The following is a 22,097-nucleotide window of genomic DNA, read 5'->3' on the forward strand; positions in this document are numbered from 1 at the left end:
AATGGTTTTTAAATATATCCTGAATCACTATAAAAGGTTCAGGATATTTACTTTAGGTCAATAATGCAAAGTCTTGAACTACTATTTTAATTAAAGTACAACCTAAAAAGAAAAACTTAAAAAGTAATCATGAACTCGAATAATTTACTTTTACTAATCCTATTATGTTTATCGATTATCTCCTGTAAAGAAACTGGAGTTTCTATTGAAGACAAAAACGACTTCTCTGAGGTAAGCACTTCTCTTAGAGCTCCCTCCTATCCTCTTATTACACACAACCCTAACTTCAGTATTTGGTCGATGGGAGACGAGCTAAATGCATCTCCTACAAAGCACTGGACTGAACAAGATCACTCACTGGTAGGTATAGCCGAAGTTGACGGCGAACTATATCGTTTTTTGGGGATGGAATCAAAAGTCTATGAGACCATTATCCCGGCTAGCGACGAAGAAAATTACACGGTAGACTATACTGAAGAAACTCCAGATGCAAACTGGTTAAATGCAGATTTTGATGCTTCTTCCTGGAAAAAGGGCGAAGCGCCGTTCAGTGATGATAAATCTCAAGCAAAGACATTATGGGAAAGCGATAACTTATACTACCGTAGAACTTTTGATCTTGCAGAAACTAACCTTGATGAGCTATATATAAAATTGCGCCACGATGACGATGTAAAAGTATTCGTAAACGGAGTTCAGATTTATGACTTTATAGGATGGCAACACAGCTTTAAATATATTCCTCTTACAGACGAGGCCTTAAAAACCCTCAAACCTAGCGGCAATGTTTTAGCTATTCACGTTAAAAATACTGCTGGTGGAAGATGGCTTGATGCGGGTATTGTCACCGTAGCTAAGATACCTGGTCTTGATAAGATCAAAAAAGCAGAGCAAACCAATGTAGATTTGACAGCAAATCAAACCATTTATACTTTTGATTGTGGTGGTTCAACAATTACCGCAACATTTACTTCACCATTGCTTATCGAAGATTTAAAAGTATACGCAAGACCTGTAACCTATCTTAACGTTGCGGCGGCTTCAAAAGATGGAGAGGTCCATAATGTAAAAATATATCTCGGAGCATCGGGTACTATAGCTGCTAATACACCCAGTCAGAAATTAACAACTGAACAATACGAGAAAAACGGATTATTTACATTAAAAGTGGGTACTCAGGAGCAACCTGTTTTGGAAAAAAAAGGTGATGATTTACGCGTAGACTGGGGTTATTTCTATGTCGCTTCTCCAGATAATAACACTAAACAATACCTTAGCGATTATACCTCTTCCCTATCAGAATTAACTACCGGAGAAGCTGCTTCTGAAGAATTGCCAACAACAGGAATTATGCTAAACACTGTTGCAGATCTTGGTGCGGTTACTGAAAGTTCAGAGCATCTGTTTTTATTAGGTTATGACGAGGAAGTATCCGTGAACTACTTTGGTGAATCGCTAAAACCCTGGTATAAAAAAGAAACTGAATCTTTTGACCAGACTCTTGCTAATGCTTATTCGGAATACAATGCGATTATAGATGAAGTAAGGTCATTTGATAAGGAATTGTACAACGACGCTCTTGAAGCAGGAGGTGAAAAGTACGCTGATTTGTGTGTACTCGCTTATAGACAGGCCATTGCAGCTCATATTTTAGTAGAGTCACCTAAGGGTGAAATCTTGTTCCTGTCAAAAGAAAACAATAGTAACGGTTCGATCAATACCGTTGACGTCACCTATCCTTCAGCACCATTATTCCTGGTTTACAATCCAGATTTATTAAAGGGAATGCTTAATGGTATTTTTGAATACAGTGAAAGCGGAAGATGGAAAAAACCTTTCCCGGCACACGATTTAGGTACCTACCCTATCGCGACCGGTCAGACCTATGGAGAGGATATGCCAGTTGAAGAAGCCGGAAACATGATTATCCTTACTGCAGCCATCGCTCAACAGGAAGGCAATGCTGATTATGCTAAACAAAATTGGGAGACTCTTACCATCTGGGCAGATTTCCTTATGGAAAGCGGCTTTGACCCGGCTAATCAACTTTCAACTGATGACTTTGCCGGTCATCTTGCCCGTAATGCAAACCTTTCGGTTAAAGCTATTATGGCTATTGCATCTTATGGTAAGCTCGCAGAGATGCTTGGCGAGACTGAAACTGCAGAAAAATATACCGCCGCAGCAAAAGATATGGCTATTAAATGGAAAGATATCGCAGCAGATGATGACCACTATGTTCTTGCTTTTGAAAGTGCAGGTACCTGGAGTCAAAAGTATAATCTGGTATGGGATGACATTTTAGAGCTTAACATCTTCCCTGATGATGTGCAGAAAACTGAAGTTAAATACTACCTGACGAAACAGGAAGATTACGGATTGCCATTAGACAGCAGAAAAACCTATACTAAATCTGATTGGGTTTTATGGACTGCAACATTAGCAGAAACTCAGGAAGACTTTGAAGCACTTATAAATCCTATATGGGATTTTGCTAATACCACCCCAGATCGTGTACCCCTTACTGACTGGCACGAAACAACCAACTCAAGAAAAGTTGGTTTTAAAGCGCGATCTGTAGTAGGTGGTTATTTCATCAAAATGTTGAAAGAAGAATCCCTAAACTAGGAAATTGTAATTATATCATCCTCAAATCTTTAATTTGAAAAACAAAGCTGATATTTTTCACTTCAGAACTAACTTAAAATGGTTTTTCTCAAAAAATACACAAAAATGTGTTGAATCACCTAAAGAACAAGGAGCAGAATAATGGGTGATAATTTTACCCATTATCCTGCTCCTCTTTTTTATCTTAAGCAAATGCAAGATGTCAAAATCAGGCCTGATTAATTAAACAAAATAGATATCCGATATTTTTGTAAAACTTTATAACAGTAATAGGCTTAACAATAGCACTGAAGTTTACGATAGTAATACTCGTACACAATAGATTGCCGATCCCAGCAACCACAATCAGACACGAAGTTTGATTGAATTCAGGAAAATTTCATCTATAGAATTACACTGGAATAAAATACAAAATTGCTTCAATTCCATAATATGGGTACTCCCTTGATAACCTCAATATTCTGGTAATGCAAAACACCTTTAAAAATTATCTGATTCTTTGCCTGACTTTACTTGCTACTTCAGCTCATATACTCAGGAAAAACTCAAAGTTGTAGTTGCTGATCTAAGTCACGACCACGCCCACATCATTATGAATGCGTATAAAAATAAAAGTATTGAACTTTTAGGGATCGCAGAGGCCGATGGTGCACTGGTTAAACGTTATCAGAAGTCTTACAACTTCCCCAGCGAATTCGTATTTAACAGCTTAGAAGAAGTACTGGCTGTAACCAAACCCGATGCGGTTCTTGCCTACAATCCCGTTTCAGAGCATATAAATGTCGCACGTGTTTGTATGCAGATGCATATTCCCGTTATGGTAGAAAAACCCTTGGCTACGACTGTCAAACAAGCAAAAGAAATGGCGGCACTGTCCATAAGATACAAAACTACGCTACTCACCAATTATGAAACTAGCTGGTACAACAGCATTCAGAAGCAAAAGAAATTAATTGATACCTCAGGGAAAAACATCATGCGCATGAATGCGCGTGACGGACATGAAGGTCCAAAAGAAATAGGTTGCAGCACCGAGTTTTTAAACTGGTTAACCCAGGAAGAAACCAATGGAGCTGGTGCTTTATATGACTTTGGCTGTTATGGCGCAAACCTGATGACATACTTTAAAAATGGAGAAAAGCCTGTTTCAGTCAAAGCAACCACTCAACATTTAAAATCAAAAATGTATCCCGAAGTAGATGATGATGCAACGGTTATTTTAACCTACAAAAATGCTACCGGAATAATTGAAGCGAGTTGGAGTTGGCCATATAGCATCAAAAGTTTCGAGGTCTTTACAACCAGTAAATCGTATGATGCTAAGGACGGAAACACCCTAACTTTTTCTGAAAAAAATATCAAATCAGATACGATTGCAACCACTATTAAATACTATAATAATCACATAGAGTATCTCAAAGATTATTTGAGTGGAAAGATTAAAACAAAAAATGACCTGTCTTCACTTGAAAATAATCTTATTGTAGTTGAAATTCTTGAAGCAGCTAAAAAATCTGCAAAAACAGGAAAAGCCGTTAAATTATAAATGTTTCATTCAGTTCTGGTAAGAACTACAAATCTGTATTTTAAAAAGATAATACTGGTTTTAAGTAAAACGTTTTACTATATTTAACTTTTATTTATTCTTTTAAAGCATATTCGTAAAACAGTGAAAGTAAAATCCACGCTCCTAACTATTACGACCGTTTTAGCCTTTACTTCGGTCAGTGCCCAGCACGACCTGGCAGATTATGTAAATACGCTTCAAGGAACAAATTCAAAACATGAACTTACTCGAGGAAACACCTATCCCACCACTGCCCTGCCCTTTGGGATGAATACATGGTCACCTCAGACAGGAAATAATGGAGACGGATGGAAGTATCAGTATTTTAAGGAAACTATTAGAGGCTTTCAACAGGCACACCAATGTAGTTCATGGAGCAATGATTATGCGGTTTTTTCCTTAATGCCGGTTACTAAAAGTTTAAAGTTAAATGAGAACGAACGTCAATCTGGTTTTTCACACGATAAGGAGACCGCAAAGCCATACTACTATCAAGTAAAATTAGAAAATGGCGTAAATACCGAGATGTCGCCTACAGAACGTGGAGTGCATATTCGTTTTAGCTTTCCGAAAAAAGAAAAAGCATTTCTGGTTTTAGATGGGTATACCGGTCATAGTGGTATCCAAATAGATAAAAAAAACAATCGCATCACAGGTTACGTTCATAATGGTCGCGGTATGGAACGTTTTGATCATTTCAAGAATTTCTTTGTGATTCAGTTTGACAAACCTTTTGAGGCTTACGGCACCTGGGACAATACAAATGGAGAAAAAAAGGAAAACAGTATTTCCGCAGAAGGTAAAGGCAAAGGGGCTTATATCGAGTTTGCTCAGGGTGCAAAGGTTCAGACAAAAATTGCTTCCTCTTATATTAGTGCAGAACAGGCCGTCCTCAACTTAAAACAAGAGTTAGGTGAAGACAAAAATCTGGAAGATACTAAAACTACAGCCAAAAAAATCTGGAATGTTCATTTGAGCAAAATCCTAGTTGAGGGTGGCACCGAAGAACAATTTAAAACATTTTATTCCTGTTTTTTCAGAGCGAGTTTATTTTCTCGAAAGTTCTATGAGATTGATGAAAATGGAGAGCCCTATTATTTTAGTCCCTACGATGGTACTGTTCATAAAGGATATATGTATACCGACACCGGTTTTTGGGACACCTTTAGAGCACAGTTTCCGTTAAATGCTTTGTTGTATCCCGACATGCATGGGCGTTATGTCTCGGCATTATTGGATGCCTACGATCAATGCGGTTGGTTACCTTCCTGGTCATTCCCTAGCGAAGCAGGCAGTATGATTGGGAATCATGCGATTTCACTTCTTGCAGATGCCTGGGCAAAAGGCATAAAGACCTTTGATCCTGAAAAAGCATTAAAAGCCTACTATCACGAGGCAACAGAAAAAGGTCCCTGGGGACCCGCAAACGGACGTCACGGTCATAAAGAATATTACACGCTGGGGTATGTACCCTATCCCAAATATGGGGAGGCAACTGCTAAAACTTTAGAATATGCATACGATGATTTTTGCGCCTATAACCTGGCAAAAATGTCTGGAAATGAGTTTTACCAAAAAGTGTTTGCAAGGCAAATGTACAACTACAAAAACGTTTGGGATAACGAGGTAGGTTTTATGCGCGGCCGCCGTGCAGATGGCAGCTGGTTACCCGACTTTGATCCTTATGAATGGGGAGGACCGTTCACCGAAGGAAATGCATGGCATTATGTATGGTCTGTGTTTCAGGATCCTAATGGTTTAATAAAACTTATGGGTGGCGAGGAGCGCTTTAATGCAAAAATGGATTCTGTTTTTACAGTTCCCAATACGGTTAACGTAGGGACCTATGGTGGCAAAATCCACGAGATGACTGAAATGGAAATGGCCGATATGGGACAATATGCTCACGGCAACCAACCGATACAACATATGATTTATTTATACAACTACTCAGGTAAACCCTGGAAATCTCAATTCAGAGCCCGCGATGTTATGAGCAAACTATACGATTACACAGAGAATGGTTATCCTGGTGATGAAGATCAGGGCCAAACATCTTCATGGTATGTATTGAGTGCTATGGGTTTTTACAGCGTATGCCCGGGAACAGATGAGTATGTTATGGGTAGTCCTGTCTTTCAGAAAACTACGATTACTCTGGAAAATGGTAATGAATTTGTAATAAATGCAAACAACAACTCAGCCGATAACGTTTATATTCAAAATGTGACCCTCGATTCTGAGAATTTCACTAAAAACTATTTAACATATAGTCAAATTTTAAATGGCGGACAACTTCAATTAAAAATGGGTAATTCTCCAAATCGAAATAGGGGTATTGACGAAGTCGACAAACCCTTCTCTCTTACTAAAAATTAAACAAAACGAGATATGAAAAAAAACTTAAGCAAACATTCAAGTCCCCGCAGAGACTTTATTAAGAAGACTTCAATTGCTTCTCTGGGTATTTCTATAGTTCCCCGCCACGTTTTAGGTGGTGTTGGTTTCACTGCACCTAGTGATAAACTTGTGGTTGCCGGTATAGGCGTAGGTGGTAAAGGAGAAAGCGATATTAAGAGTTTTGCAGATTCTGGTCTTGCTGAGATTGCCTTTTTATGCGATGTAGATGACCGTCGTGCAGCAACATCCCGCGCTCGGTTTCCTAAGGCTAAATACTATAAGGATTATCGGGAAATGTTAGAAAAAGAAGGTCAAAAAATAGATGCTGTTTCTGTTTCATCCCCAGACCATAATCACGCGGTTCAGGCAATGGCCGCAATGAAAATGGGCAAACACGTCTATGTACAAAAACCACTTACGCACGACATTTACGAAGCTCGCGCGCTAACAGAAGCCGCGGATCAATACAAGGTTGTCACGCAGATGGGTAATCAGGGTGCTTCTAATAATGGTACCCGTCTAATGAGTGAGTGGTATGATGCCGGACTTATTGGAGAAATAGAAGAAGTATATTGCTGGACAGACCGTCCTGTATGGCCGCAGGGAATACCCTGGCCACAAAAATCAGCTCCTATACCCAGCGAATTAGATTGGGATTTATGGCTAGGCACCGCGCCTTATAAAGAGTATGTTGATGGTTTAGTACCATTCAACTGGAGGGGATGGTGGGATTATGGCACTGGAGCTTTGGGTGATATGGGTTGTCACCTGGTAGAAGTACCAGTACGCGTGCTTAATCTAAAGTATCCAAAAGATGTTCAGTGCAGTGTTGGAAGTGTTTATGTAGACGAATTTAAACGCGGTTATTTCCCGGATAGCTGTCCGCCTTCAAGCCATGTTACTATGACCTTCCCAAAAACGGATAAGACCAAAGGAGATATCAAACTGCACTGGATGGATGGTGGTATTCAACCTGCTCGACCAGAAGAACTAGGACCAAACGAAGTATTTGGAGACGGTGGTAACGGGGTGCTTTTCATAGGTACAAAAGGCAAGATGATGTGCGGTACGTATTCTGAAAATCCTCAGTTATTACCTACGTCAAAAACAGAACAAACCAAAGTTGCTGAAAAGTACGAACGTGTACCTGAGCAATCAAACGGTCATTACAAGCAGTGGGTTGAAGCAGTCCTTGCCGGTTATGGAAAGAAAGAAGTGAGTTCGCCTTTTAGCGTAGCAGGCCCATTAACCGAAACACTACTTATTGCAAATCTTGCCATTAGAGGTTTTGACGTTCGCAAAGAACGTGAAGGTGGTGGTTTTGACTTCCCCGGTCGCTATATCGAAATGCTTTGGGATGCTGAGAAAATGCGCGTCACCAACTTTGATGAGGCTAATCAATTTGTAAGACGCACGTACCGTGACGGTTATTCTCTATAATCTTTCTGCAATTTCCTTAAAATAATAGCTATAAATTAAAAATTCGGGTTGTTTTCTTTACTCTCAAAAGAGTTAATAAACTACCCGGATTTTTCTTATAAAACTTTACTATAAAACAGCCTTTTAGGCTTAGTTCCTTTAAAAGGATACCCCTAGGTCGGGCAAAAGATCAAACTTTAAAAAATGAAATTATTTAAATTAGGATTGATTTCCTGCGTATGCTTGTCGCTTTTTTCGTGCAAAACTGTAAACCGCATTACAACAAACTCAAAAAAAGCTAAAAATGTGATTCTCCTTATTAGCGATGGTACCGGTCTTTCACAGATATCTTCCGCATTTTATTTTCAGGATAAAGTCTCAAATTACACCCGTTTTGAAGATATTGGCTTAATCAACACCTCTTCTTCACAGGAAGATGTGACCGATTCTGCAGCAGGAGCAACTGCTTTTGCAAGTGGAGTTAAAACATACAACGGGGCGATAGGTCTTGACGATGATTTTTCAGCCCCTAAAACCCTTATTGAAATCGCTTCAGAAAATGGAATTCAAACGGGAGTAATTGCAACTTCTTCACTAACTCACGCGACCCCGGCGAGTTTTTATGCCCATGCTAAAAGCAGAGGAATGGAATATGAAATCGCAGAATTTCTGCCGAAATCTGGAATAGATTTTTTTGCAGGTGGAGGTTTTCAGTTTTTCTCTGGGCGTAAAGACAATCTGGATCTCATAGCGCAATTACAAGCTAACAATTTTACAGTTGACACAACCTCATTCAGTAATTATAATGCACTCAAGTCTAAGGATAAATTAGGATTTCTTCTGGCAGCGAACGCTATGCCTAAAATGCAGGAAGGCCGTGGTAATTTTCTTGCTAAAGCCATTGAAGCAGGAACCGAATTCTTAACTAAAGACGGCTCAAATTTCTTTATGATGGCAGAAGGATCACAGATTGACTGGGGTGGTCATAATAATGACGCAGCGTATCTAATTGCCGAATTAATAGACTTTGATCAAGCCATTGGGAAGACACTTGATTTCGCAGAAAAAGACGGCAACACTTTAGTTATCGTCACTTCAGATCATGAGACTGGCGGTTTTACTCTTGCTTCTAAAACAAAAACACGCGAAGATGGAAGCCAGTATAGTGATTATAAAGAAATAGAGCCCACATTTTCAACAGGAGGACACTCTGCTACTCTTATCCCGGTATTTGCTTATGGTCCTGGTTCTAAAAATTTTACAGGTATTTATGAAAATAACGAACTATTTGAAAAAATACTGGCACTCACAAACTGGAAAAAATAAACTAAAATAACGACTAAACTAAAACGTTTTATGTAAGCTATGCTTATATTTATAACTTTAATTTAAAATTATGAAAAAACTCGCTTCTCTACTTGCATTAATAAGCATCGCCAGCAGCTGTGCGCAAAAGAAAATCGCAAATAATAACCCGGTATTCCCGGGATGGTACGCAGATCCTGAGGGAATTATTTTTGATGACACCTATTACATCTACCCTACTTTTTCTGCTCCCTATGACAAACAGGTTTACCTTGACGCCTTCTCCTCACCTGACTTGGTAGAATGGACCAAGCACACGAGTGTTTTAGATACTTCGGCTATCAAATGGGCTAAACGAGCCATGTGGGCTCCTTCCATTATTAAAAAAGATAATAAGTATTTCTTATTCTTCGGAGCTAATGATATTCAGAGTGATGACGAGTTAGGTGGAATTGGAGTTGCAGTGAGCGATTCTCCTGAAGGCCCCTTTAAAGATCATTTAGGTAAACCACTCATCGATAAATTTCACAACGGGGCTCAACCTATAGATCAGTTTGTTTTTAGAGATAAAGGTGGTTCCTATTATTTGTATTACGGGGGTTGGAGACATTGTAATGTAGCTAAGCTAAATGATGATTTTACAGGTTTTATCCCATTTGAAGACGGTACTATTTTCAAGGAAATCACTCCTGAGAGTTATGTTGAAGGTCCATTTATGTTTATCAAAGACGGAAAGTATTACTTCATGTGGTCTGAAGGTGGTTGGACAGGTCCCGATTATAGTGTTGCTTATGCCATTTCAGACTCTCCATTTGGCCCATTTAAGCGTGTAGACAAAATTCTACAGCAAGACCCGGCTATCGCCACAGGTGCGGGGCATCACAGCGTGATTCATCCTAAAGGATCTGATGACTATTATATGGTTTACCATCGCAGGCCTCTTGATGAAACCGATCAGAACTCGCGTGAGACCTGTATTGATAAAATGTATTTTGACGAAAACGGATTTATCACACCCGTAAAAATCACAAACGAAGGGGTAAAGGCAAACCCTTTAAAATAAAATATTTTCACCCTGCTTAACCAAAAAATTAATCCGATCGCAAACCCTTTAATTATGTTTTATATTAAAAGAGTATCATTGAGCTATCTGTTTTTATTAGTCTTTACTCAGTTTAGCTTTGCTCAAACTGAAATCATTGACTCTATAGACAACCCTGTAGACTATGTTAATCCATTAATGGGGACCGACTCTAGCCCCGGTCTATCTAATGGTAACACCTACCCCGCTGTGGCCGTTCCCTGGGGCATGAATTTCTGGACACCTCAAACCGGTACTATGGGTGATGGTTGGGCGTATACCTATAATGCTAATAAAATTCGTGGTTTCAAACAAACACACCAGCCTTCTCCCTGGATGAATGATTACGGTCAGTTTGCATTGATGCCCGTCACCGGTGGAATGAAATTTAATCAGGAAGACCGCGCAAGCTGGTTTTCTCATAAAGCTGAAGAGTCTACTCCTTATTACTACAAAGTATATCTGGCAGATCACGATGTGACGGTTGAGCTTACACCAACAGAACGTGCTGCTCAATTTAGAATGACCTTTCCCAAAGCAGACAGTTCGTATGTGGTGATAGATCCTTTCGATAAGGGTTCGTATGTAAAAGTAATTCCAGAAGAAAACAAGATTATTGGCTATACAACCAAATATGCGCGTGGTAAACTGACCAATTTCAAAAATTACTTCATCATTCAGTTTGATACCCCTTTTAGCGATGTAAATACCTGGGAAAGCAATACGCTTGCGAAAGGTCAGGCAGAGATGAAAGCAGATCACGCAGGAGCTATCGTAGGTTTTAACACAAAAAACGGTGCGGTGGTTAATGCTAAAGTAGCTTCTTCCTTTATCAGTTTTGAGCAGGCTCAATTAAATCTCAATCGTGAGATAGGCAATGAAGATTTTGAACAAACCAAAGAAAATGCACGTGAACTTTGGAATGAAAAATTAGGTCGTATCGAAGTAGGTGGTGGAACTATTGACCAAATCAGAACCTTCTATTCCTGTCTCTATCGTACCCTTTTCTTCCCAAATAAACTTTACGAGATTAACGAAAAAGAAGAAATTGTACACTGGAGTCCATACACAGGCGAAATTTTACCCGGTTATATGTTTGCAGGTACCGGTTTCTGGGATACGTTTAGAGCGCTGTACCCGTTCTTAAACCTCGCATATCCTTCTATCAATAAGGAGATGCAAGCAGGTCTTGCCAATGACTTTAAAGAAGGTGGCTGGTTACCCGAATGGTCCAGCCCCGGTTATGCTAATATTATGGTGGGTAACAATTCAGCTTCTGTAGTTGCCGATGCATACATTAAAGGCCTGCGAGGTTATGATACAGAAACACTTTGGAAAGCTCTTGTAAATGGTGCAAATAATGAAGGACCTATAACTGCAGTAGGTCGTGCAGGTGCTCCATATTACAACAGACTAGGTTATGTACCTTATGATGTAGGTGTTAATGAAAGTGCTGCACGTACTTTAGAGTATGCTTATGATGACTTTGCAATTTATCAGTTTGGAAAAGCTATCGGAAAGCCGAAAAAAGAAATCAAGATTTATAAGGAGCGTAGTATGAACTACAAAAATCTTTTTGATCCAAGCTACGGTCTGATGCGTGGTAAGAATGAGGACGGAAGCTGGCAACAGGATTTCAATCCGTTTAAATGGGGTAATCCCTTTACCGAAGGTAACAGCTGGCACTACAGCTGGTCGGTTTTTCACGATGTGCAGGGTCTAATCGACTTAATCGGTGGGGAAAAGAATTTTGTTAAGAAACTGGATTCGGTATTCTCTATGCCTCCTATTTTTGACGAAAGCGTTTATGGTGGTGTGATTCACGAGATCCGCGAAATGCAAATTGCCGATATGGGTCAATATGCTCACGGTAACCAGCCTATTCAACATATGATTTACCTGTATAATTATGCTGGTGCTCCATGGAAAACGCAATACTGGGCACGTGAAACTATGAATCGAATGTATATGCCAACTCCAGATGGATATTGTGGTGACGAAGATAACGGTCAGACTTCTGCCTGGTATGTGTTCTCGGCCATGGGCTTCTATCCCGTTGCACCAGCTACAGATCAATATGTGTTGGGAGCTCCTCTTTTCAAACATATGACTATCAAATTTGAAAACGGAAAGGAACTTGTAATTAATGCTCCTGAAAACAGCAATGAGAACCGCTATATCGAATCTATAAAGGTTAATGGCAAAACCTATGACAAAAATTGGCTAAGCCATAGTGAGTTAATTAAGGGGATGACCATTACGTATGAGATGAGCAATGAGCCGAATACGGATCGAGGTACAGATAAATCTGACTACCCATACTCCCTTACAAATGACAAATAATCAGGATATTATAATTTCAATGAATCGATTTAATTTTAAACCCCTAATCACCGCCGCAGGTTTACTTGCGGCTGGTGTTTTTAGCGTCCAGGCACAACAAGACCTCGCGAAATATGTGGACCCAATGATTGGTACTGCAAAGATGGGCCACACCTACCCCGGTGCCACAGTTCCTTTTGGAAGCGTGCAATTAAGCCCGGATACAGATACTATTCCCTATGCTGTGAACGGGCGCTACAATCCGGATGTTTATAAATATTGCGCAGGGTATCAATATGAAGATTCTACAATTGTTGGATTTAGCCACACGCATTTTAGCGGTACGGGTCACTCGGACCTGGGAGATTTACTGGTAATGCCAACGGTTGGAAAATTACAACTCAACCCAGGTACTGAAACCAATCCCGATAGTGGTTACCGTTCTCGATTCTCTCACGATGAGGAAACTGCAGAAGCGGGTTACTATGCTGTAAATCTTAAAGATTATGGCATCAAGGCTGAAATGACTGCCACTACCCGTGTGGGTGTACATCAATATACATTTCCAAAAAGTGAAGAAGCCCATATCATCCTTGACCTAAAAGCCGGAATTTATAATTACGACGATAAAAACGTGTGGACGATTGTTCGCGTTGAAAACGACTCAACCATCACCGGTTACCGTCAAACCAGTGGATGGGCACGTACGCGTAAAGTGTATTTTGCAATGACGTTCAGCAAATCCTTTAAAGGCTATGGTCAGGAGAAACAACCCGGACAGGTATACCGTGGTTTCTGGGGGCGATTTGATCAAACCCGCAATTTCCCGCAGATGGCAGGTAAAGACCTGAGACTTTACTTTGATTTTGATACCGAAGAAAATGAAAAGATTCAGGTCAAATTGGCCCTATCTCCGGTAAGTACTGAAGGTGCTCTTAAAAACCTGCAGGCAGAAGCTCCGGGATGGGACTTCAACGCTATTAAGCAACAAGCTCGTGATGCCTGGAATAAAGAATTGCAAAAAGTTACTGTAGAGACTTTAGAAGAATCTGATAAAGTAAACCTATATACGGCAATGTACCACGCCTTTTTAGGTCCTACGGTTTATATGGATGTTAACGGTAAATATATGGGACTAGATCGCAATGTGCACGAGACTGATGGTTTTACAAATTATACCAGCTTCTCACTTTGGGACACCTACAGAGCCCTGCATCCTTTATTCAATGTATTGCAACCACAACGCAATCAGGATATGGTGCAGTCTATGATGGTGCATCAGGAACAAAGTGTTCACCATATGCTCCCTATCTGGTCGCATTACGCCAATGAAAACTGGTGTATGATTGGTTACCATTCAGTTTCTGTAATCGCAGATGCTATTGTAAAAGGCAATGCAGACTTCGATCAGAACGCTGCCCTCGATGCCTGTGTAGAGACAGCCCGGGTACGCTATTTTGACGGGATTGGCGATTATATTCATATGAAGTATGTACCCGAAGATAAAAGTGGTTCTTCTGTTTCTAAGACCTTAGAATATGCGTATGATGATTGGGCGATTGCTCAGGCCGCTAAAAAATTAGGCCGTGACGAAATTTATGATGAGTTCATGGAGCGTTCTACCTATTGGAAAAACGTTTATGACAAATCTATAGGCTTTATGCGCCCCAGATTAAGTAACGGAAGCTTTAAAAAAGAATTTGACGCACTTAACACACACGGACAAGGTTTTATTGAGGGCAACAGCTGGAACTACAGTTTGTATGTACCTCACGATCCTGCCGGAATGATCGATCTTATGGGTGGAAAAGAAAAATTCAGTACTCATCTGGATTCTTTATTCACCATGGAACTTCCTGATAAATATTTTGAGAATACAGAAGACATTTCAAGAGAGGGAATCATAGGAAACTATGTACACGGCAATGAGCCCTCACATCACGTAGCTTATTTGTACAACTGGACCAATGATGCCTATAAAGCTCAGGATAAAATCAGAATGATTTTAAGAGACAAATATCAAACCGGTTCTGACGGGTTGAGCGGTAATGATGATTTTGGTCAGATGAGTGCCTGGTATTTATTCAGCAGTTTAGGTTTTTACCCTGTGGCTCCCGGATCTGTAGATTATGCGTTGGGAAGCCCTGCTGTTAAAGAGGCAAGCATAAATCTCGATAATGGCAATACATTTAAAATTGAAGCCAAAAATCAGTCTGAAAAGAATGTATATGTGCGTAAGGTAGAATTGAACGGTGAAGAACTTACTGAACCATTTATCTCACACGATCAGATTATGAATGGCGGAACACTTAGGTTTTATATGAGCAGTAAACCAAACAGGAATCTTTATAATTAAAATAGCTCCCAAATAGATGAAGGAAAACTATATTCTTAAAAGTAAAGAAGCGAATAAGTATCTATTAATACTTGTTCTTGTAGCTTTATTTTCAAGCAATATAATTTTATCGCAGCAATTTGAGCGTGTTGAAACCTTAGTTGGTTTGGGAAATCTGGAAGAAAACAATTCGGTCTCCGTGGCTGACATAGATGGGGATTATGATCTAGACATTTTTGTAGTTGCGAAAGCAAAAGACAAACCGGGAGTTGAAAAATCTCATAGCCGTCTCTTTAGGAATGATAATGGCAAATTTACTGATATTACTGCTACATCCGGGTTGGTAGATTTATTACCCGAAGATGGAATTTCTGATATACACCCTGGTTTGGGAGGCCATAAATTGGGTTCTTTTTGGGGCGATTATGACAACGATGGTTTACCTGATCTCTTTCTTGTACATTATTTAAAAGTTCAACTTTTTCAAAACCGAGGCAACGGCTATTTTGTTGAAGTAACAGAAAAATCAGGAATCGATCAAAATACAAATTGTTTTTTGACCGGGGCTACCTGGACCGATTATGACAATGATGGCTTTTTAGACCTATTTATTAATGACTGGGGAAGATGTGATGAAGAGATTTTATATAAAAACAACCAAAACGGTACGTTTTCAAAAATAGCCATTGGGCTTCCAAATACGGGTTCAACATTCAATATGTTACCTTTCGATTTTAATAATGATGGGTTTAAAGATTTTTATATAACCAATGACTTTGAGAAGGAAAATCTGCTTTATATAAACCAAAATGGTAGCAGTTTTGAAGAAAAAGCTATCGATTATGGTTTAAACAGTACCATTGATGATATGGGGATAACTGTTGGGGATTTTAATCTGGACGGAGACTTTGACTTTCTTATATCAGGAATCAATATCTATGCGCTATATCAAAACAACGGCAGCAACCATTTTATTGAAAAATCCAGGGAAAATGGATTGATTTCAAAAACATCAAAATGGTCCTGGGCTACACGATTTGCCGATTTTGATTTAGACGGAGACGAAGACCTGTTTATCGTAAATGGCTTTGTTGATACAGATCCCCAGACCAATGTTTATTTTAAAAATTTATATAAAGAAGGTCAAAGTAAATTTGAAGATCGTTCAGGTGAAGCTAATCTAGATGACCTATCTAAGAGTCTGGAGGCCGTTGAGTTTGATTATGATAATGATGGGGATTTAGACATTTTTGTTGCCTGTAATGACAGGCCTTCCTTTTTTTATGAAAACAGGACCATTAATTATGGTCAGAATAGCGCTCACAAGTGGTTTAAAGTAGCTTTAGAAGGAACCGTTTCAAATAGAAATGCATACGGAACAAAGGTGGCCATAAAGACCAGTGGAGGAAATTACATAAGATATTTTAGTGGTGTGGGAATGCTGTCGCAAAATTTGATACCAGTTCATTTTGGGCTTGCAGCATCAGATAAGGTGGATGAGTTGACAATCTTTTGGCCATCCGGTTTGGTTGAATCCTTTTCAAACCTAGAATCCAATGTGCTAATCAAAGCTACAGAAGGAATTGGATTTGAGATTATCGATTTGGCTCCAGTTCCCAAGATTTTTGGATGCACAGATAAAAATTCGTGCAACTATAACCCATTGGCTACCATTAACGATAATAGTTGCGAGTACATTCCATCGGGCGCTATTTCTGGTCCTGAACAATCTGGTTTTGGCAAAATAGAAAGTTATCAATATAATTCGGGAATTGGAGATCAAGTTACCTGGAGTGTAGAAAGTGGTGAAATTATAAGTGGTCAAGGCACTAATACAATCTCAGTCAAATGGGGTTTAGAAGAAAGCGGAAAAGTTAACTCCTCAACTAGAGCCCACAATTGCTCTAGTTTGCCGGTTTCTGTGGAGGTAGATTTAAGTGTAAAGAACACGCTTGAACATATATCAGTAGCCAGAATATGGAATGAAGCTTTGTTGGAAGCCATACGGAATGATTATGCAAGACCTACGGTACACGCCCGTAATCTATTCCACACATCTGTAGCTATGTTTGATGCGTGGGCTATTTATGATCAGGAAGCTCATCCGTATCTAATGGGAAAAAAAGTGCACGGTTTTGAAAGTAAATTAGAGCCATTTACTCCAAAGGAAACGCTAAGTGCGTCTATAGATAAAGCCATAAGTTTTGCCGCTTATCGATTGTTAACACATCGTTTTAAGAACTCCCCGGGGGGTGAAAGCACCTTAAAACGCTTCAACATGATTATGAACCAACTGGGTTATACCAGTTATGATACATCTATTGATTATAAATCTGGAAATGCTGCCGCGTTAGGAAACTATATAGCTCAAACAATTATAGATTACGGTAAGCAGGATGGTGCACGAGAATCCAGCAATTACGATAATGAATTCTATGAGCCTGTTAACCCAGCTCTTATTCTGAATAAAATAAATGACGAGAATATAGCCCTATCAGATGCAAACAGATGGCAACCCCTTTCTTTTAATAATTTTATTGATCAAAGTGGAAACCTGATTAGAGGGTTAACTCCAGAATTTTTGGGAGCTGAATGGGGTAGTGTTAAACCTTTTTCATTATCTGATCAAGATAAATCCACTTTTCAGAGAGACGGATTCATTTATGAGGTGTACCACGATCCCGGATCTCCCCCCTATCTTAATGAAAATGAACGAACTCCCATAAGTGATGCGTACAAATGGAATTTTTCTCTGGTATCGCTATGGAGTTCACAATTGGATGCTACAGATGGAGTGCTTTGGGACATTTCTCCAAATACTATAGGAAATATAAAGATTGAAAATTTTCCTAAATCAGTTTATGCATATCCAGATTTCTATGATTTATACAATGGAGGTGATATAAGCACAGGTCATAGTCTCAATCCTATTACGGGTAAGGCGTACGAAGCGCAAAAGGTGCCAAGAGGTGACTATTTAAGGGTTTTGGCAGAGTTTTGGGCTGATGGGCCAGATTCTGAAACACCCCCGGGCCATTGGTTTACCATTTTAAACTATGTGAATGACCATCCCCGTTTTGAACGAAAGTTTGAAGGTAAAGGTGATACACTTTCGCCATTGGAGTGGGATGTAAAATCCTATTTCATCTTATCTGGTGCAATGCATGACGCTGCCATTGCAGCTTGGGGAATAAAAGGTCGCTATGATTATATTAGACCCATTTCAGCTATTCGGTATATGTGCGAACTCGGCCAGTCTTCTGATGCCAGCTTGCCAAATTACAACGTAGGCGGCATTCCTTTAATGCAGGGTTATATAGAATTAATTACAGAAAATGATCCTTTAGCTGGTTTGAACCATAAAAATGTAGGTAAAATAAAGCTCTATTCGTGGAAAGGTCACGATTATATAGATAATCCTCATGCAGATGTAGCAGGTGTGGGTTGGATACTTGCTGAAAACTGGTGGCCCTATCAAAGAATTTCTTTTGTAACACCCCCGTTTGCCGGTTATGTATCGGGGCATTCTACATTTTCAAGAGCTGCTGCAGAAGTATTAACCTTAATGACTGGCAGTGAATTTTTCCCAGGCGGATTGGGAGAATTTAGAGCTAATAAAAATGAGTTTTTGGTTTTCGAAAAGGGTCCTTCTGTTGATTTAACCTTACAATGGGCAACTTACCGGGATGCTTCTGACCAGTGTAGTCTGTCAAGAATATGGGGAGGTATTCACCCACCTGCAGACGATATTCCAGGTAAATTAATTGGTAAACAGGTTGGTGAAGAAGCTTTTAATTTTGCACTACCCTACTTCACCTCTGACCACTATGAGAATAACAATGACGGCTTTTCCGTATTCCCAAATCCCAATACCTCTAAAGTGTTTTTTGTGACTAATAGTAAACCTACTGATCTTTTTAATGTATATGACATAAGCGGGAGGAATTTGCTTATTGAAGTTAATTTTGATGTAACAAACCAAACAGCAACAGTTGTTTTTCCGAACGCAATTTCAGTTGGTATTTATACTTTGAAAAAAAACAATGTATCTAAGCTCGTAATAATAAAGTAAAAAATAGTTTGCTGTCAACACCTAAGAAACTAAAAAAGCTCAGTAAGCTTTCACAATACCCAGATAACTTAAGAGTGACAGAAAACTTACTTTTATAGAACATCTAACAAGAATATGTAAAGTTGATTTATGCGCAATTTTTTTAAACTTTTGGTAATTATCATAGTCATGATTTGGGGTAGTATTTTTAAATCAACAGCGCAGGATTGGCCAAATTTACAGCGTTATACTGAAGCTAATGCGCAGATAGATATAACTAATGCGAAAGATAACCGGATAGTCTTTATGGGAAACTCTATTACCGAAGGCTGGGTAAATGCAAACCCCGATTTCTTTATTTCAAACAACTTCATTGGCCGAGGAATCAGCGGGCAAACAACGCCTCAAATGCTGCTTCGTTTTAGACAGGATGTAATCGACTTAAATCCTACAGCGGTGGTGATTCTTGCCGGGACTAATGATATTGCGGGAAACACGGGCCCAATGACTACTGAACAGATTTTTGGTAATATTGTTTCGATGGTTGAGTTGGCGGAGGCTAACGGCATCAAACCCATTGTTGCTTCTATCCTGCCTGCAGCAAAATACCCCTGGAAACCCGAAGTTGATTCTGTTGGCCCTATTACAGAATTGAATACGATGCTCGAGTATTATTGTCTGGGAAAAGATTTGGTTTATCTGGATTACTTTTCGGCAATGGCTGATGAAAATAACGGAATGAAAGAAGGACTTGCCAGTGACGGGGTACATCCCACAGCTGCGGGTTACAAATTAATGGAACCGATGGTACTCGATGCTATTGATAAAGCCGTCGCGAATTAAAATATTCAAACCCATCAATTAAAAAAAGCCTGCTAGTAGAGCGGGCTTTTTAATTAGTTCATTTCTTTATTAATGGCTACCTCATAATGATTTGTTTTGTCAAGGTAATCTAAAGCCAGTGCGTAAGCTCCAAGACAAACAGCGGCACTGGTTCCTAACTTACTAGTGCCTATGGCTATTCGTTTTTCTTTGTTGTAAATAACCTTTTTTGTACTAAAAGGTATGATCACTTCGTGTTGAGAATTAGTAATGAAGGCTTTTAATTCATCCTTATCATCCACATCGTATACTGAAGAAATAGATCGAGGTATTGCTTTACCACTTAAATCGTGTATACTTCCTGAAAGGTGTTCGATAATTTTGGGTATAATGAACTTGGAAGCTCCGGCAATACCGCCACCTATAACAATTGGAGCATCAAGCAATGCAACAGCATTCGCAAGAGATTCCGCTATTGCAACAGCCATTTCTTCAAAGGCAGCAACAGCAGCCTGCTTATCTCCTTCAATAATTCCACTCGCAATCTGATAAATTTCCAGCGGCGTATGATTAGTAGGTTTACCGGATTTTTCAGCGTACACACGCTGAATGGCCCGTATACTTACACTTTCTTCGGCAATTGTTTCCGGTTTTAGAAAGTTTCGGGTTAGCCATATCTCGCCTGCTGCGGAATTATCACCCAAACAAATCTGATTATTAACTACAATACCACCTCCAAAACCGGTTCCTAAAGTCACCCCTATTAAATTCTTAAAGCGTCTAGATAATCCTGCACCTTCCAGGTGTCGATTTAGGAAAGGAAGAAAACCGGCTACTGCCTCCCCATAGGCAAATAAATCTCCATCATTATTGATGAGTGTGGGAATGCCAAAAATTTCCTCAAGCATAGGTCCCAACGCAACGCCACCTCTAAACGAGGGTAAATTTATTAAATCTCCAATAACGCCCTGTTTATAATCTGCGGGGCCGGGAAATGCAAAGCTTATAGCATCAGGAATTCTGTGTTCAAGCACTGTTTCAACCTGCTTAAATCCTGAAATAATAGTCTTTAAACAATATTCTAAATCTTCTGAATGTGATGGTAAAGTAATAGGTTCTATTATTTCTACACCCGCCTGTAATGCTGAAAAAACAAAATTTGTACCTCCTGCATCAAGGGTCATCACAATCCGTTCATCTTCAAGGATATTTTTCATAATATTTAGGTACCTTAATTCATACCTGTTTAATGTCAATTATTCTGCAAAAATAAACAACTAAAAGGATTTAGTAGACCTCAAATTAAATTTTAATGTCTGTTTATTCTGGCTCTTAAATTAACTCATTGCTTATTACTGTGTTGCCTTACAAACTCAATCAAAAGCGGAAAGGCGGGATGCGTCATCCCGTGACCATATCCCTGCATTTCATAAATCTGAATCTCTTGCTGACCGGCCACTTTCATCATACGATAGAAATAGGCGTTTTCTTCATAGCGACCCAACATTTCCAACTCGCGATCGCCAGTTATTAATAATGTAGGTGGAGCGTCATTTCTCACAAAGTAGAGGGGGGCAAATTCATCAATTATCGGTTTTTCGCCAGGAATACCGCGCTCTGCTCTAATCGTAAAATGTGTAATGGTATGGCCGCTAAACGGTATCAGGCCCGCAACATCATTAGCATCAAGATTATATTTCGCTAATCGGCTTTCATCCATAATGCTCATCAATGCCAAATAACCACCGGCAGAATGACCACTTACAAAAATTGATTCTGCGTCACCGTTATATTTATCAATGTTTTTAAAAACCCATGCAATAGCCACAGTGGCATCGTCAATACATTTTTCAGCTTTTACTTTTGGAGAAAGCCTATAGCCTACCCCAACTATGCAATATCCCTTATCTTTTAAAGCCTGAGGAATTTCCTTGCCGCCACCTGTAAGTCCACCCCCGTGAAACCAAACAATCACAGGAACATTCTTTTTTCCTTCCGGGTAGTAAATATCCAGACGACTTTGCGAAGCCAAATAGGCATCCTTTTGTTGCATTGCTTCCGGATAGTATGCAATGTTCTCCACGAGTTTATAGCCCTGCTCCTGCCCTATGGCCTGAAAGCATAGAAATAAAATCATGGCAATATGGTAAAACTTCAATTTCATATT

12 protein-coding genes are annotated in these 22,097 nt (G+C 39.5%); 10 read left to right on the forward strand and 2 right to left on the reverse strand.

The window, feature by feature from the left end; all coding sequences use genetic code 11:
- Positions 1–129: 129 nt before the first annotated feature.
- The 10 genes from ACSSS3_RS17635 to ACSSS3_RS17680 all read left to right on the forward strand — a co-directional run bounded on the left by ACSSS3_RS17635 (position 130) and on the right by ACSSS3_RS17680 (position 19,951).
- Positions 130–2,628, forward strand: a complete 2,499-nt coding sequence (locus tag ACSSS3_RS17635; RefSeq protein ID WP_442845733.1) for a glutaminase domain-containing protein — start codon at positions 130–132, stop codon at positions 2,626–2,628.
- Positions 2,629–3,127: 499 nt separating this feature from the next.
- Entirely contained in the window at positions 3,128–4,174 is a 1,047-nt protein-coding gene (locus ACSSS3_RS17640; RefSeq protein ID WP_442845734.1) for a Gfo/Idh/MocA family protein, read from the forward strand.
- Between the two features lie 123 nt (positions 4,175–4,297).
- Entirely contained in the window at positions 4,298–6,574 is a 2,277-nt protein-coding gene (locus ACSSS3_RS17645) for a GH92 family glycosyl hydrolase (protein ID WP_442845735.1), read from the forward strand.
- 12 nt (positions 6,575–6,586) lie between these two features.
- Entirely contained in the window at positions 6,587–8,035 is a 1,449-nt protein-coding gene (locus tag ACSSS3_RS17650) for a Gfo/Idh/MocA family protein (RefSeq protein ID WP_442845736.1), read from the forward strand.
- Between the two features lie 183 nt (positions 8,036–8,218).
- Positions 8,219–9,340, forward strand: a complete 1,122-nt coding sequence (locus tag ACSSS3_RS17655) for an alkaline phosphatase (protein WP_442845737.1) — start codon at positions 8,219–8,221, stop codon at positions 9,338–9,340.
- Between the two features lie 70 nt (positions 9,341–9,410).
- Positions 9,411–10,382 carry a glycoside hydrolase family 43 protein gene (locus ACSSS3_RS17660; RefSeq protein WP_442845738.1) on the forward strand — a complete coding sequence of 324 codons (972 nt, stop codon included), beginning with the start codon at positions 9,411–9,413 and terminating at the stop codon, positions 10,380–10,382.
- 54 nt (positions 10,383–10,436) lie between these two features.
- Entirely contained in the window at positions 10,437–12,743 is a 2,307-nt protein-coding gene (locus ACSSS3_RS17665) for a GH92 family glycosyl hydrolase (protein WP_442845739.1), read from the forward strand.
- A 19-nt stretch (positions 12,744–12,762) separates the two neighbouring features.
- Entirely contained in the window at positions 12,763–15,078 is a 2,316-nt protein-coding gene (locus tag ACSSS3_RS17670) for a GH92 family glycosyl hydrolase (protein ID WP_442845740.1), read from the forward strand.
- 16 nt (positions 15,079–15,094) lie between these two features.
- Entirely contained in the window at positions 15,095–19,129 is a 4,035-nt protein-coding gene (locus ACSSS3_RS17675; protein WP_442845741.1) for an FG-GAP-like repeat-containing protein, read from the forward strand.
- A 129-nt stretch (positions 19,130–19,258) separates the two neighbouring features.
- Positions 19,259–19,951 (forward strand): SGNH/GDSL hydrolase family protein, encoded by a 693-nt coding sequence (locus ACSSS3_RS17680; protein ID WP_442845742.1) that lies wholly within the window; start codon positions 19,259–19,261, stop codon positions 19,949–19,951.
- 53 nt (positions 19,952–20,004) lie between these two features.
- Here ACSSS3_RS17680 and ACSSS3_RS17685 read toward each other — a convergent pair whose 3' ends face one another.
- Positions 20,005–21,147, reverse strand: coding sequence for an ROK family protein (locus tag ACSSS3_RS17685; protein ID WP_442845743.1), 1,143 nt, complete (start codon positions 21,145–21,147; stop codon positions 20,005–20,007).
- Positions 21,148–21,272: 125 nt separating this feature from the next.
- Complete coding sequence (locus ACSSS3_RS17690) at positions 21,273–22,094, reverse strand: alpha/beta hydrolase (RefSeq protein WP_442845744.1); 822 nt, start codon at positions 22,092–22,094, stop codon at positions 21,273–21,275.
- Positions 22,095–22,097: the final 3 nt, after the last annotated feature.

It is taken from the genome of Leeuwenhoekiella sp. H156 (assembly GCF_052218455.1).
Classification (GTDB): domain Bacteria; phylum Bacteroidota; class Bacteroidia; order Flavobacteriales; family Flavobacteriaceae; genus Leeuwenhoekiella; species Leeuwenhoekiella parthenopeia.

Coding starts and splice junctions, on each gene's coding strand:
- ACSSS3_RS17635 (WP_442845733.1), top strand. CDS start 130: ATGAACTCGAATAATTTACTTTTACTAATCCTATTATGTTTATCGATT.
- ACSSS3_RS17650 (WP_442845736.1), top strand. CDS start 6,587: ATGAAAAAAAACTTAAGCAAACATTCAAGTCCCCGCAGAGACTTTATT.
- ACSSS3_RS17655 (WP_442845737.1), top strand. CDS start 8,219: ATGAAATTATTTAAATTAGGATTGATTTCCTGCGTATGCTTGTCGCTT.
- ACSSS3_RS17660 (WP_442845738.1), top strand. CDS start 9,411: ATGAAAAAACTCGCTTCTCTACTTGCATTAATAAGCATCGCCAGCAGC.
- ACSSS3_RS17665 (WP_442845739.1), top strand. CDS start 10,437: ATGTTTTATATTAAAAGAGTATCATTGAGCTATCTGTTTTTATTAGTC.
- ACSSS3_RS17670 (WP_442845740.1), top strand. CDS start 12,763: ATGAATCGATTTAATTTTAAACCCCTAATCACCGCCGCAGGTTTACTT.
- ACSSS3_RS17675 (WP_442845741.1), top strand. CDS start 15,095: ATGAAGGAAAACTATATTCTTAAAAGTAAAGAAGCGAATAAGTATCTA.
- ACSSS3_RS17680 (WP_442845742.1), top strand. CDS start 19,259: ATGCGCAATTTTTTTAAACTTTTGGTAATTATCATAGTCATGATTTGG.
- ACSSS3_RS17685 (WP_442845743.1), bottom strand. CDS start 21,147: ATGAAAAATATCCTTGAAGATGAACGGATTGTGATGACCCTTGATGCA.
- ACSSS3_RS17690 (WP_442845744.1), bottom strand. CDS start 22,094: ATGAAATTGAAGTTTTACCATATTGCCATGATTTTATTTCTATGCTTT.